Consider the following 13,598-nt stretch of genomic DNA (forward strand, 5'->3'; position numbering starts at 1 on the left):
CCCACGCGGCGGCACGGACGCCGTCGCGGCTCGCGCGCAGCGCCAGCGTCGCGACGCCCTGCGGGGTGCGGCTCGCGCGCCAGATCACCGCGCCGTCGACCACCAGCGCCGGGTCGTGCGCGCCGCGGCGCTGGAACACGACCGTCGCGTGCAGGTCCAGCGGATGCCGCGGCCGGTACACGGTCTCACGGAGCGGGGCGGACGCAGGCGGACGCGGGTCGCGTGCGCCGGTGCGTCGCGTGGCCGAGATGCGCAGCATCCGGTCGCTCTGGGTCACGCCCTCACCCTACGTCGCCCCGCCGACGTCCCCGTCGTCCACGCGAGCGCCGATGCCGGCATCCGCCTCGCGTGAACGCGCGATGGCGCTTCTTCCTGACGATGGCTACGGAAATTACAGGCGCCATCGCCAAGAACGGGCGCCATCATTGCCCGCACGGCGAGATGAGGGTCCGGCGCACCTCGGATCCGGTGCGCAGCGCGACTCAGAAGCGGTCGGGCGAGGGGGTGCCGTGACCGTAGCGGATGACGACGTCGGCGTGACGGTCGAAGCGGTAGCCGACGCCGCGCACGGTGCGCACGATGTCCTCGAAGCGGCCGAGCTTGGCGCGCAGACGCCGCACGTGCACGTCGATCGTGCGCTCGCCGGGCACCTCGTCGCCGTCGGAGGCCTGCCACAGCGACGAGACGAGCTCGGTGCGCTCGATGGTGCGACCCTCGCGCAGCACGAGGTACTGCAGCAGCTCGAACTCCTTGAAGGTGAACGCCGCCGACTCGCCGTCGATGAGCACCCGCTTGCGCGAGATGTCGACGACGACGCCGGCCTCGGCGCGCTCCTCGACCTCGATCTCGGGCTTGGTGCGGGCGACGGCCGACGGCTCGTGCAGGGCGAGACGCACCACGTCGACGTCGCGGCCGCCGGTCCCGACCGGGGCGAGGGCGACGGTCGCGTAGGTCTCTGCCTCGGGGGCGACCTCGTGCAGGGTGCGGCGCAGGGCCTCGACGAGCACGCCGAGGGAGACGCCGGATGCCGCGGCCTTCACCTCGTCGAAGCCGACGTAGAGGGCGAAGCCGCGTGGGGCGGTGCCGGCGGGGATGTGACGCTCGGCGGGCGAAGGAGCCGGTGCCGGCTCCGCCGCGCGGGGGACGAGGCGCAGGTCGGGGCGGGAGACGGGACGGTCGAGGATGGCGGTGTTCGACATGAGAGAAGTCCTTGCGGGAGGGGGCTCGATGGGCCCGGGGTGTTGCGAAGCGGCCGGCGATCCGGCCTGGTGCGCAGCATCCGCGTGATGCGGGGCTGGGGGATCCGGCGGCTGCGTTTCAGAAGCAGCGGCCGATCCGGCGGTGGTCATCGACTCAGCGGCACATTCGACAACACATGGCGACGCGGCCGGCCATCATGCCGGCAGTCCCGTTCGCCTCCCAGGCGGACAGAGAACGCGCGTCGTCAGTCATAGGCCTGATTATCGCGGCACATGACCGTCCACGTCAATTCGTGACGATCGGCCGCCGCGACTGTGACGAAGTATGACGGACACGTGGACGTCGCCGGCACCGCCCCGCACGCCTCCGCGCGGCGTAGCCTGAAGGGATGACCGAAGCGCTGACCTTCACCGACGAGCCCGACGCGTCCCGCTTCGCGCTGCGGCGCGGCGACACGCTCCTCAGCGTGCTGGACTACCGCGACGACGGCCGCACGGTCGCCCTGACACGGGCGTTCACGGTGCCGACGTTCCGGGGCCACGGCTACGCCGGCGAGCTCGTGGACCGCGCCGTCGCCCGGCTGGAGGAGCGCGGAGACCGTGAGGTCATCCCGGTGTGCTGGTACGTGGCCGACTGGTTCGCCGCGCACCCGGAGCGCGCCGACATCCTGCACGAGCGCCGCACCGCCTGAGCGCGGTCCGCGCCCTACACTGACGCCATGGAGCCGGTGTTCACCGCGATCGCGGTCGGGTTCGAGTGCGTGGGCGCGGTGGTCATCGTCGTGGGCTTCGTCGTCGCGATCGTGTTCGGTGCCCGCGCGCTGGCTCGTGGCGAAGGCGGCCGGGCGGCGTTCCTGACGCTGCGGGCCACCTTCGGGGGTGCGATCCTGCTCGGGTTGGAGGTGCTCGTCGCGGCCGACCTCATCCGCACGATCACCTCGAAGCCGTCCGTCGAGGATGCGGTGATCCTCGGGATCATCGTCGTGATCCGCACGATCCTGTCGGTGTCGATCCAGATCGAGATCGAGGGCACCCTGCCGTGGCGACGGGCCCTGACCACGAGCGGCGCACAGGTCGTGGCCGGCCAGGTCGCGCGCGACCGCGCCGCCTCGCACCCCGCGGACTGACACGCCCGTGGCCCTCCGGATGGACAACGTCGGCATCGTCGTCGAGGACCTGACCGCCGCCGTCGACTTCTTCCTCGCGCTCGGCCTGGAGCTGGAGGGACGGGCGATGATCGATGGGGAGTGGGCCGGACGCGTCACCGGCCTGCCCGGGCAGCGCGTCGAGATCGCCATGATGCGCACGCCCGACGGCCACGGGCGGCTCGAACTGTCCCGGTTCCTGCATCCGCAGCCGGCAGCCGACCACCGTGATTCCCCCGTGAACGCGCTCGGCTACCTGCGGGTCATGTTCGCCGTGGACGACATCGACCTGACCCTCGAACGGCTGCGCGCGCACGGCGCGACGCTCGTGAGCGCAGACGTCGTTCGCTATGAGGACGTCTACCGGCTCTGCTATCTGCGGGGTCCGGAGGGCCTGCTGATCGGGCTCGCGGAGGAGCTGCGCTGAGTGCGCCGGTAGCCCCGGCATCCATGCGGGTCAAGCCCCGCGTCCTCATCCCGGGGCCGGCGCAGGCTGGGTCTGGACGAGAGGAGCCATCATGACCGATCGAGACCTGCCCGAGGGCGTCATCGACGCGGACCCGCCCGGCGGCTGGGAGGACGTGTCCGACCGCGAGAGCCAGGAGCGCGACCATGCCGCCGAGGACTCGCCCGATCTCATCACCTCCGACGAGCCGGCTGCCGGAGCGGACCCCGACATCTCGCTGGGCCGCGACGATGACTGACTCCGCCATGGACCGGAACCTCGCGACCGACGAGCAGCGGCTCGCCGGCATCGTCGCCCAGGTGAGCGCCGACACGGCGGATGCGGACGACGTGCTGTTCGAGCACGTGCTGCGCCAGCGGCTCGATCAGGCCGGCGTGGGGTACGACGACGCCGTGATCGCGGCCGCGCTCGCCGGCCGGCGGTGAGCTCACACCCCGACAGCAGGCTCCTCGCGCACGACCGTCGCGAGATCGTCGCCGAACGTGTACCCCCGGGTGCGGATGCGGCCGCCCCGCAGCACGGCGGGCAGCCAGCGGCTGGCGTCGTCCCACATCCGGGCGTACGGCACCTCGTCCACCCCGAACCACGCCGGCACGATCTCGTCGGTCTCCACGGGACGTCCCGCGTATCGACGGCAGACGAACACGTGCGAGCGCTGCGAGTACTCGTCCCGGGCCGGGAAGTGGTAGTCGAGCACCCCCACCGCCACCAGGTCGGACGCCGACAGGCGCAGCCCGGTCTCCTCGCGCACCTCGCGCACCGCCGCCTGGGCGGCCGTCTCGCCCGGCTCGAGCTTGCCGCCGATGCCGACGACCCGCCCCAGCCCCAGCCCCGTGCGCTTGTAGCCGAGCAGCACCTCGTCCACCCCGGCGCGGCTGCGCAGGATGTAGACGACGCAGACGTCGACGAGGGCCATGACGGCAGGCTACGCCGCGATTGTTTCCGCTCTGTGGCGGGCCGCGCCGTTCTCGCCGGCTCATAGGGTGGGACCGTGACCGACCGATCCGAGATCAGACGTCCCCCCACCGGCGCCCACCCCGTCACGCGGGACATCCCGCTCACTCCGGCCCGGCGCTGGCGCGCGTTCTGGGTGTGCGTGGCCGTCGCCGGGATCACGATCCTCGACCTGTCGAAGGTCAACGTCGCACTGCCCTCGATCGAGTCGGCCTTCGGCTCGGGGTCGACCGAGCTGCAGCTGATCGTCTCCGGTTACGTGCTCACCTTCGGCCTGTTCCTCGTCCCGATGGGGCGGATCGGCGACCAGCGGTCCCGTCGCGCGCTGTTCCTGATCGGCCTGAGCGTGTTCACCCTGGCCAGCGTGGGCTGCGCGCTGGCGCCGAACACGACCGTGCTGCTGGTGTGCCGGCTGGTGCAGGGGATGGCGGCGGGCACGCAGATGCCCCAGGTGATCGGACTGATCCAGCAGCTGTTCCAGGGCAAGGAACGCGGCCGGGCCTTCGGGCTGTTCGGCGCGACGATCGGGGTGGCCACCGCGTTCGGGCCGACGCTCGGCGGCCTGCTGATCGCGCTCGGCGGCGCCGCCGACGGGTGGCGCTGGATCTTCTGGATGAACCTGCCGCTGGGGGTGATCGCGATCGCGCTGGCGGTGTGGATGCTGCCGGCCACGCGGGAGCGCTCGGCCCGCAGGCTCGCGCTCGATCCCGTCGGCGTGCTGCTGTTCGGCGCCGCGATCGTCGCGCTCATGTGGCCGTTCCTGTTCACGACCGGATCGTCCGGGGACGACCCGAACCGCTGGTGGCTGCTGGTCGTGTTCGTGCTGTTCGCGGCCGGGTTCGTCGCCTGGGAGCGCCGCTACGCGGCGAACGGGAGGCATCCGCTCGTCCCGCTGGAGCTGTTCTCGATCGCCTCGTACCGGAACGGCACGCTGCTGCAGACCGCGTACTTCACCGCGGTGCCCTCGATGTTCCTGCTCACGACCCTCTACCTGCAAGACGGGCTCGGCCTGGCGGCGCTGTTCGCCGGCATGGTCACGATCGGCTTCGCGCTCGCGAGCGCGGTCGCCTCGTGGTTCGGCGGCATCCTGGTCACCCGCTACGGGCGGCCGGTCGTCGTGCTGGGGCTCGCGCTCGTGCTGGTCTGCGTCGGCGGGCTCGTGATCACCGCGCTGTACGTCGACGACGCGATCACGCCGTTCGTGATGGCGGGCGTGATGCTCGTCGGCGGCATCGGCGGGGGTCTCGTGATCTCTCCCAACCAGACGCTGACCCTGGCCGACATCCCGGTGCGGCAGGGCGGCCTGGCGGGATCCGTGGGGCAGCTCGGCCAGCGCATCGGGTCCGCGGTGGGCACCGCCGTCGCGCTCGCCCTGTTCTATGCGACGGTCTACCGCGAGCAGGACACCGGCCCGGCCGACGCGGTCGTGTATCACGACGCGTACGGCTTCGGCATGGTCTCGGTGGGGATCTTCCTCGCGCTCGCCTTCGTGCTCGCCGTCATCGACCTCGGGCAGCGGCTGCGGCGTCAGGAGAGCACGATGGAGGACGCCGAGGGCTGACCGCTGTGCGCCGGTTCGCGTGGGGGTCTCGAGCTCCCGGCGGCGATGTCGGAACCCCCTTGTAGCGTGATCAGCGTCAGAGAACATCGCACAGTGCCCGCTTGGTGCGAGACCGGACGCCGCTGGTCGCGGCCATGGCGAGGAGACATCGATGGGGCACGCAGCGGACGGCATCGGCTGGCCGGCGTTGGACGCGCTGGTGACCGAGTTCGTCGACGCGCATCGGGCGGTCGCCGTCGCGCAGGCGCGCGAGTCGCGTCTGCTGGCCGCCGCCGTCGACCTGGCCGTGGCGCGCGCCGAGCAGCTCCACGCCGACGAGCGGCTGCGACCGGGCGCCGATCTGCCGGTGCGCGAGGCGTCCGCCGAGCTGGGCGCCGCGGCACGGCTCAGCGACCGGGTCGTGCAGCGACGCATGGGTGACGCGGTCGCCGCGCGCGACATCTATCCCGCAGCCTTCGCCGCGTGGGAGGCCGGTGAGATCGAGGCCGGCCATGTCGACGCGCTGCTGAGCGCGGGCGCCGCGCTGCCCGAGCGCCTGCGGGAGCGGTTCGCGACGCTCGCGCTCGCCGTCGCCCGTGCCGAGACGGTCGGCCGGTTCCGCGGGATCGCCCACGCGATCGCCGCGCAGCTCGACCCCGAGGGCACCGCGGAACGGATCGAGGCGCGGCAGGACGACCGCCGCGTGCGCGTGTACGACCTCGACGACGGGATGGCGCGGCTGCTCGCCGATCTCCCCGCTGCGCTCGCGTACGCCATCCACGACCGCCTCACGCGCATGGCGCGCACCGTCGCCCGCGGTCAGCGCGAGACGGGCGACGAGGCTGCGGAGCCCGAGCCCGAGCCCGAGGCTCCGGCCGACGACGCCGAGAGCGGCGACGAGCCGGTCGTCACCGGGCCGCGCCGGACCGGCTCGAGCGGCGACGGTCCACACGACACCCGCACTCTCGACCAGCTTCGCGCCGACATCCTCTGCGACCTGGTCCTGGCGGGCGGTCCGATCGCACACGGCACCGGGCTCGACGCGGTGTCGGGTCACGTGCAGGTCACCGTTCCCGTCCTCGCGCTCGCGGGCACGGAGCGGGGTACGGGGATGCTGGCCGGAGACCGCCCGATCGACCCCGTGACGGCGCGGCGCCTGGCCGGCGCGGCGACCGGCTGGGACCGGGTGATGTCCGATCCGTACACGGGGGCCGTGCTGGCCGTCGACCGCTACCGACCCGGCGCCGACCTCCACCGCTTCCTCCGGGTGCGTGACGAACGCTGCCGCTTTCCCGGATGCCGCCGACCAGCGCGCGGCTGCGACGTGGATCACAATCTCGACGCCGCGCTCGGCGGCCCCACCCGCGTCCACAACCTCTGCCACTTCTGCCGCCGGCACCACACCCTCAAACACGAGACCGCGTGGCGGGTCCGTCAGCGCTCCGGCGGGGTCATCGAATGGACGGGCCCGACCGGGCGCACGCACCGGGACCGGCCGCCGGCGACGGTGAGGTTCGTGCCCGACGACACGGGCCCGCCGCCCTTCTGATGCCGGTCAGACCCCGTACTCGGTCCGGATCCGCTCTCGCAGCCATTCGCTGCAGGTCGCCACGACCTCGTCCCACAGCTGGGTCGCGCCGTCCTGCGCGGGGTCGGAGACGGCCTTGAACACCCGGATCGGCACGCCGTAGCGCTCGGCGACCCAGAAATAGGCGTAGGTCTCCATGTCGACGAGGGTGGCGCCCAGCGCGGTGATCTCGGCGACGGCGTCCGCATCGTCGATGAACCGGTCGCCGGTCGCGATCACCACGCCCTCGCCGCTGCCGGTGCGCTCGGGCAGCGCGACGTGGCGGCCGACGACGCCGTCGAGGTCGGCGACGTCGTGCTGGATGGCGGTGGCGACCTCGTGCACCGTGCCCTCGGCGGTCGGGACGAGCCCGCCGGCGGTGCCGACCACGACGACCTCCTCGTAGGCGCCGTCGCGCAGTCTCTCGCTGAGGCCGACGGCGGCCTGCAGCTTGCCGAGACCGGTGACCAGGACCTCGAAGCCCGGAAGCTCCGCCGGGAAGGCGGTGATCTCCTGCGGCAGAGCGGCGACCAGCAGCCGCATCAGCCCTCGGCCGCCCATGCCGAGACCCGGTCCAGCTCGGCGATCTCGGAGGCCGTCAGCTCGAGGCGCGCCCCGGCGAGCAGGTCGGCGACCTGGTCCACGCGTGAGGCGCTCGCGATCGGCGCCACGACCGCCGGCTGCGCGCGCAGCCACGCGAGCGCCGTGGCCGCGATCGACGCGCCGTGCGCGGTCCCGATCGCCTCGAGGGCGTCGATGACGGCGAGGCCCTCCGGCGTCGCATACTCGGCCGCGCCCTTCGCGCGCGGCGAGGTCTGCCCGCTGACATCCGCCGAACGGTACTTGCCCGTCAGGAACCCCTTCGCCAGGCCGTAGTACGGCACCAGACCCAGGTCGAACTCCTCCGCCAGCGGGATCGTCTCCTGCTCGACCTCGCGGCGGTGGACGAGGTTGTAGTGCGGCTGCAGCGCGACCGGCAGGTCGCCGCCGCCGGCCTGGGCGAGCGAGATCCAGGAGCGGATGCGGTCGGTCGTGAAGTTCGAGAGCGCGGTGTAGCGCACCAGGCCGTCGGTCACCAGGTCGGCGAACGCGCCGACGGCCTCCTCCAGCGGGGTGTCGGGGTCGTCGTAGTGGGCGTAGTACAGATCGATGGTCTCGACGCCGAGGCGCGTGAGGGACGCCTCCGCGGCGGCGCGCACGTTCCCCGCCGACAGGCCGAGGAAGTCCGGGTGCCGGCTGACCTTGGTCGCCACGACGACGTTCTGCGGCTTGCGCGAGGCGAGCCACTCCCCGATGAGGGTCTCGCTCTCGCCGCCGGAGTTCCCCGGCGCGAACGCGCTGTACGCGTCGGCCGTGTCGATGAAGTCGCCGCCGCCGGCGTGGAAGGCATCCAGGATCGCGAACGACTCGTCGCGATCGGCGGTCCAGCCGAAGACGTTCCCGCCCAGGGAGAGCGGAAGGACGTCGAGCTCGCTGCGTCCGATGCGGGTCATCACGTGCCTCATTCCTCGCCGTGGCGGCGATCTGCGGGGCGGGCCGGCTGCTCGTCCCTGCGTCACCTTAGTCCTTCGCCTGAGGTGCGATCCCCGCGCCGGACCCAGAAGGTCTCGGGGTTAGGCTGACGGCAGGCCGGGTGGGTCCGGCGACGAGGAGGCACCCGTGGAATCCGTCGTTCTGGACACCCCCGAGGGCATCGACGCCAAGCTGGGCTGGGATCCGGCGGTGACCGAGCACGACCGCCGACGCATCCTCGCGCGTGAGCTCGTCGCCGCCCGCCTGCACATCGACGCCGACGACGTGCACGTCGAGCGCGAGGCGCCGACCGTGTTCGGCCATCACACCCATCTGGTCGCGTCCGCGAACGGCCAGGTGGTCCCGTTCACCATCAACACCGCGAGCCATCGCGCGGCGACCGTGGTCGTGATCGCCGACATGGCGATGCCCCTCGGCGTCGACATCCGGGATCTGCTGCCCGACGAGCAGGCCAAGAGCGCGATGCACGCCCATTCGCACCTGTGGGAGGGGGCGAGCGAGCTCGAGTTCCTGAACCACTGGACGCGCGTGCAGGCCGTGCTGGCGGCGGACGGACGCGGGATGCGGGTCCGCCCGGAGAACGTTCGGCTCGACGCCGGCGGGACCAGCGGCTGGGTGCCCGACCGTCCGATCCACTACCGGATCGTGGACGTCTCGCGCAACGCGTTCGTCATCACGATCGCCTACGCGCCGCTGCCGGTGGTCGCGGCGTCCTAGGATCCCAGCGCGGCGTTGAGCTCGGCGAGCCACACGTCGGCGTTGCCGTCGCTGGGCGCCCGCCAGTCGCCGCGCGGCGACAGCGAGCCGGCAGGCGAGACCTTCGGTCCGTTCGGGATCGCGCTGCGCTTGAACTGGGCGAACCCGAAGTAGCGTCGCAGGAACACCCGCAGCCAGCGCACCACGGTGTCGTGGTCGTAGGCGTACCGCTCGCCCGGCGGGAATCCCGGCGGCCACGCGCCGGCATCGGCATCCGCCCACGCCCGCGACGCCAGGAACGCGATCTTCGACGGCCGCAGCCCGTATCGCAGCACGTGGAACAGCGTGAAGTCGTGCAGCGCGTAGGGACCGATCGCGTCCTCGGTCGACTGCGCCCGCCCGTCCTGGCCCGCCGGCACCAGCTCGGGGCTGATCTCGGTGTCGAGCACCGACTGCAGCACCGCGGCGGTGCGCGCGTCGACGCCCTCGCCGGCGGCGATCACCCACCGGATCAGGTGCTGGATGAGGGTCTTGGGCACCCCCGAGTTGACCGCGTAGTGGCTCATCTGGTCGCCGACGCCGTACGTCGCCCACCCCAGCGCCAGCTCGGACAGGTCGGAGGTGCCGATGACGATGCCGCCGTGCCGGTTCGCGAGGCGGAAGAGGAAGTCCGTCCGCATCCCCGCCTGCACGTTCTCGAACGTGACGTCGTAGACCGGATCCCCGGCGGCGGCGGGGTGGCCGATCCCGCTGAGGATCTGGGTCGCGGCGGGGCGGATGTCGATCGTCTCGACGGTCGCCCCGACCGCCTCGGCGAGTGCCAGGGCGTTCGAGCGCGTGTGGTCGCTGGTCGCGAAGCCGGGCATCGTGTACGCCAGGATGTCGCTGCGCGGCCGGCCGAGCCTGTCCATCGCCCGGGCGACCACCAGCAGGGCGTGCGTGGAGTCGAGGCCGCCGGACACGCCGATCACCGGCCGCGGCTGGCCGATCGCGCGCAGCCGCTGCTCGAGTCCGGACACCTGGATGTTGAACGCCTCGTAGCAGTCCTGCGCGAGGCGGGCCGGGTCGTCCGGCACGAACGGGAACCGGTCGAGTGCGCGGGCCAGCCCGACGTCGCGCGCGGGCGGGTCGAGCCGGAAGTGCACGGTGCGGAAGGCGTCCGTGCGCCCGGCGTGCGTGCGCCGGTTGTCGTCGAACGTGCCCTGCCGCAGCCGGTCCTGCCGCAGCCGGTCGAGGTCGACGTCGGCGACGCTGCGGCGCGGCCCGTCGGGGAAGCGCTCGGTCTGCGCCAGCAGCGTGCCGGCCTCGTAGATCATCGTCTGCCCGTCCCACGACACGTCGTTGGTGGACTCGCCCCCGCCCGCGGCCGCGTACGCGTACGCCGCCAGGCATCGCAGCGACTGCGACCCCGCGAGGGCGTGCCGCTCGTCGGCGCGGGCGATCGTGATCGGGCTGCCGGACAGGTTCACGAGCACGGTCGCCCCGGCCAGCGCCGCCTCCGACGACGGCGGGATCGGCACCCACACGTCCTCGCAGACCTCCGCGTGCACGACGAGGCCGTCGACGTCGAGCGCCTCGAAGAGCAGATCCGTGCCGAACGGAGCATATGTCGAGCCGACCCGGATGTCCTCTCCGCGGACCTCGTCGCCGCTCGCGTACCAGCGCCGCTCGTAGAACTCGCGGTATGTCGGCAGGTACGCCTTGGGGGCGACGCCCAGCAGCTCGCCGCGGTGGATGACGACCGCGCAGTTGTAGACGCGGTTGCGGTGGCGCAGCGGCGCCCCCACGACGAGCACCGGAAGCAGATCGGCGGACGCGGCCACGAGCCCCTCGACGGCGGCCACGACGGCGTCGAGCACGGGATCCTGCAGCACCAGGTCGTCGATCGCGTAGCCGGTCAGGCACAGCTCGGGGAAGACGGCGACGGCGACGGCATCCGCGTCCGCCAGCCGTGCCTCGGCGAGCACGGCCTCCGCGTTCGCGGCGGGATCGGCGATCCGCACCGGCACCGTGCACGCCGCGACGCGGGCGAACCCGTGCCGGTACGCGCTGTCGAAGGGGAGCTGTGCCACGTCTCCAGTCTGGCACCTCGACCCCGCCCGGTCTCGCGAGACCGCAACCGGGCGCCGAGACCGTGGGGTCGCACCACGGTCTCGGCGCGCAGATGCGGTCTCGCGTGATGGGACGTATCCGTCGGCTCGGGTGTCGGGGGCCCGGGCTAGGGTCGAGGCGGAAAGGGGGCCGGATGCGGGTCATCGAGGCCACGGCGCAGGCGCCGGCGCGGGTCGTCTGGAGCGCGAGCGATCTGAAGGCCGCGGCCGAGTGCGAGTTCGCGTGGCTGCGCCAGATCGACGCGAAGCTCGGGCGCGTGGCCGCAGCCTCCGACCCGGAGGACGCCACGCTCGAGCGCGCGGCCCGGCTCGGCACCGTGCACGAGCGTCACGTCCTCGAGCGCTATCGCGCCGAGTTCGGCGACGCCGTGGTCGAGATCCCCGAGACCCGCTCCGGCGACGCCGCGGGCATGGCGGATGCCGTGGCCCGCACTCGCACCGCGCTCGCCGACCCGGCCGTCGCCGTCGTCTACCAGGCCGCGTTCCAGACAGACGAGTTCGTCGGCTTCGCCGACTTCCTCGTGCGCGAGGCGCAGAGCGGCGACTGGATCGTGCAGGACACCAAGCTCGCCCGCCACGCGCGCGTCACCGCACTCATGCAGCTCGCCGCATACGTCGACCAGCTCGATCTCGGCGAGGTCCCCCGTGCCGAGGCCGTCGAGCTGCTGCTGGGCGACGGCACGACCAGCCGGCACCGGGCCGGCGACCTTCTGCCGGTGTTCCGGCTGCGCCGGCGGCGACTGCACGCGCTCATCGCCGACCGTCGGGTCGATCTCGGCGCCGAGGGGGAGCCGATCGCGTGGGGAGACGATCGCGGCGAGCTCGCCGTCGTCGCCTGCGGCCGCTGCCCGACCTGCGAGCAGGAGGTGACCGTCCATCACGACCTGCTGCTGGTCGCCGGGATGCGGCCGACGCAGCGCGCCACGTTGCGGGCCGCCGGCATCCGCTCGATCGACGACCTCGCGGCGGCGGCCCAGGCGCCCGCCACCATGCGCGAGGAGACGTTCGCGGGCCTGCGCGCGCAGGCCCGGCTGCAGCTGGCCAGCCCCGAGGGCGCTCCCGCGTTCGAGGTGGCCCTGCCCGCCGCTCTCGCGGCGCTGCCGCGTCGCGACCCCGGCGACCTGTTCTTCGACTTCGAGGGCGATCCGCTCTACACCGAGGGGGAGAGCGGCCTGTGGAACCTCGACTACCTGTTCGGCTGGGTCGACGCCGCCGGGCGGTACGGCACCCTGTGGGCGCACGACTTCGCCGCCGAACGGGAGGCGCTCGAGCGCTTCGTCGACATGGTGACGCTGCGCCGCGCCGCCCATCCGGGCCTGCACATCTACCACTACGCCCCCTACGAGCCCTCGCACCTGCTGGCGATGGCCGCGCGATACGGCACGCGCGAGGCGGAGGTCGACGCGCTGCTGCGCGACGGCGTCTTCGTCGATCTGTACCCGATCGTGCGGCGGGCGCTGCGCGTGGGCTCCCGGTCGTACTCGATCAAGAAGCTCGAGCCGCTGTACATGGGAGATGACCGGCGCACGAGCGACGTGCAGCGCGGCGACGACTCGATCGTGAAGTACGTCGAGGCGCGGATGCTGCGCGATGCCGGCGAGCAGACCGCGTCCCAGGCCGTGCTCGACGACCTCGCGGAGTACAACCGCGACGACTGCGTGTCGACGCTGCGACTGCGCGACTGGCTCGTCGACCTCGCCCGCGACGCGGGGCTCGCCCCCTCGCGCGACCTCGAGGCCGAGGAGTACGCCTACGAGCCCTCGCCCCATGCGCTCGCGCTGAACCGGCTCGCCGCCGGGCGCCGCACCGCCGACCCCGCCGACCCGCACGCCGAGGCGCTCGCCCTCGCCGCAGCCGCGATCGACTACTACCCGCGCGAGGCGAAGACCTTCTGGGCGGGCCACTACCTGCGGCTGCGCGAGCCGTTGTCGCTGTGGGAGCAGACGCGCGACGTCGTGGTCGTCGACCCCGGCCGCTCCCGCGTCCGCGAGGGATGGCATGAGGGGCCCAGGTCGCTGCAGCGCCTGGTCGAGCTGCGCGGCGAGCTCGCCCCCGGCACCCGGCTGAGCGAGGGCACCCAGCCGTTCGCGCTGTACGAGCTGCCGACGCCGTACCCGTCCGCCCCCTCGCCGCGATGGATCCACGGCTACCGCTCGGTGAACGTCGTCGAGGTGCTCGAGGATGGCGCGCTCGTGCGCGAGACCGCGGTGGACGGTCACACCTGGGACGACCTGCCGTTCGCGCTCGCCCCGGTGGCCCCGCCGCACGCGGGCCAGCAGCAGTCCGCGATCGACGCCTGGGCCGACGCGCTCGTCGACGCGGCGCCCGGCTTTCCGGCCGACGCCGCCACCGACATCCTGCGGCGGCGCCCGCCGCGCACCCGCGCC

General features: G+C 73.0%; 14 protein-coding genes and 1 pseudogene. 9 read left to right on the plus strand and 6 right to left on the minus strand.

The features are described from left to right. Nucleotides 1-277, minus strand: a pseudogene (locus QM626_RS02180) (DNA-3-methyladenine glycosylase 2 family protein); the annotation flags it as partial. Between the two features lie 205 nt (nucleotides 278-482). Further along, nucleotides 483-1,199, minus strand: a complete 717-nt coding sequence (locus QM626_RS02185) for a winged helix-turn-helix domain-containing protein (RefSeq protein ID WP_415073510.1) — start codon at nucleotides 1,197-1,199, stop codon at nucleotides 483-485. 389 nt (nucleotides 1,200-1,588) lie between these two features. On the opposite strand from QM626_RS02185, the gene QM626_RS02190 reads away from it, so the two are divergent. The 5 genes from QM626_RS02190 to QM626_RS02210 all read left to right on the plus strand — a co-directional run bounded on the left by QM626_RS02190 (nucleotide 1,589) and on the right by QM626_RS02210 (nucleotide 3,235). After that, nucleotides 1,589-1,891: a GNAT family N-acetyltransferase gene (locus tag QM626_RS02190; RefSeq protein ID WP_415073512.1), complete on the plus strand. Its 303-nt coding sequence runs from the start codon at nucleotides 1,589-1,591 to the stop codon at nucleotides 1,889-1,891. Nucleotides 1,892-1,918: 27 nt separating this feature from the next. Continuing rightward, entirely contained in the window at nucleotides 1,919-2,326 is a 408-nt protein-coding gene (locus tag QM626_RS02195) for a DUF1622 domain-containing protein (RefSeq protein ID WP_415073514.1), read from the plus strand. A 7-nt stretch (nucleotides 2,327-2,333) separates the two neighbouring features. Then, complete coding sequence (locus tag QM626_RS02200; RefSeq protein WP_415073516.1) at nucleotides 2,334-2,771, plus strand: VOC family protein; 438 nt, start codon at nucleotides 2,334-2,336, stop codon at nucleotides 2,769-2,771. A gap of 91 nt (nucleotides 2,772-2,862) precedes the next feature. Then, nucleotides 2,863-3,048 (plus strand): hypothetical protein, encoded by a 186-nt coding sequence (locus QM626_RS02205; protein ID WP_415073518.1) that lies wholly within the window; start codon nucleotides 2,863-2,865, stop codon nucleotides 3,046-3,048. Beyond that, nucleotides 3,041-3,235 carry a hypothetical protein gene (locus QM626_RS02210; protein WP_415073520.1) on the plus strand — a complete coding sequence of 65 codons (195 nt, stop codon included), beginning with the start codon at nucleotides 3,041-3,043 and terminating at the stop codon, nucleotides 3,233-3,235. Before QM626_RS02205 ends, QM626_RS02210 begins: the two co-directional genes overlap by 8 nt. A gap of 2 nt (nucleotides 3,236-3,237) precedes the next feature. Here QM626_RS02210 and QM626_RS02215 read toward each other — a convergent pair whose 3' ends face one another. Continuing rightward, complete coding sequence (locus QM626_RS02215) at nucleotides 3,238-3,726, minus strand: 8-oxo-dGTP diphosphatase (RefSeq protein WP_415073522.1); 489 nt, start codon at nucleotides 3,724-3,726, stop codon at nucleotides 3,238-3,240. A 75-nt stretch (nucleotides 3,727-3,801) separates the two neighbouring features. Between QM626_RS02215 and QM626_RS02220 the strand changes: the two genes are divergently transcribed. Both QM626_RS02220 and QM626_RS02225 read left to right on the plus strand, forming a co-directional pair. Further along, complete coding sequence (locus tag QM626_RS02220) at nucleotides 3,802-5,325, plus strand: MFS transporter (RefSeq protein WP_415073524.1); 1,524 nt, start codon at nucleotides 3,802-3,804, stop codon at nucleotides 5,323-5,325. Nucleotides 5,326-5,476: 151 nt separating this feature from the next. After that, entirely contained in the window at nucleotides 5,477-6,853 is a 1,377-nt protein-coding gene (locus QM626_RS02225; protein WP_415073526.1) for a DUF222 domain-containing protein, read from the plus strand. 6 nt (nucleotides 6,854-6,859) lie between these two features. Here QM626_RS02225 and QM626_RS02230 read toward each other — a convergent pair whose 3' ends face one another. Further along, nucleotides 6,860-7,432 (minus strand): nucleoside phosphorylase, encoded by a 573-nt coding sequence (locus QM626_RS02230; protein ID WP_415073528.1) that lies wholly within the window; start codon nucleotides 7,430-7,432, stop codon nucleotides 6,860-6,862. Beyond that, on the minus strand, nucleotides 7,414-8,364 hold the full coding sequence (locus QM626_RS02235) for an aldo/keto reductase (protein WP_415073530.1): 951 nt from the start codon (nucleotides 8,362-8,364) through the stop codon (nucleotides 7,414-7,416). The genes QM626_RS02230 and QM626_RS02235 overlap by 19 nt, the downstream gene beginning before the upstream one ends. A gap of 166 nt (nucleotides 8,365-8,530) precedes the next feature. Here QM626_RS02235 and QM626_RS02240 point away from each other — a divergent pair, with 166 nt between their 5' ends. Continuing rightward, complete coding sequence (locus QM626_RS02240) at nucleotides 8,531-9,121, plus strand: hypothetical protein (protein WP_415073532.1); 591 nt, start codon at nucleotides 8,531-8,533, stop codon at nucleotides 9,119-9,121. On the opposite strand, the gene QM626_RS02245 is transcribed toward QM626_RS02240, so the two are convergent. Continuing rightward, nucleotides 9,118-11,172 (minus strand): NAD(+) synthase, encoded by a 2,055-nt coding sequence (locus QM626_RS02245; RefSeq protein ID WP_415073534.1) that lies wholly within the window; start codon nucleotides 11,170-11,172, stop codon nucleotides 9,118-9,120. The two genes, QM626_RS02240 and QM626_RS02245, sit on opposite strands and share 4 nt — an antisense overlap. 173 nt (nucleotides 11,173-11,345) lie before the next feature. Between QM626_RS02245 and QM626_RS02250 the strand changes: the two genes are divergently transcribed. Next, on the plus strand, nucleotides 11,346-13,598 hold a 2,253-nt coding region (locus QM626_RS02250), incomplete at its 3' end, for a TM0106 family RecB-like putative nuclease (protein ID WP_415073536.1).

The organism is Microbacterium sp. (assembly GCF_047606385.1).
In the GTDB taxonomy this organism is placed as follows: domain Bacteria; phylum Actinomycetota; class Actinomycetes; order Actinomycetales; family Microbacteriaceae; genus Microbacterium.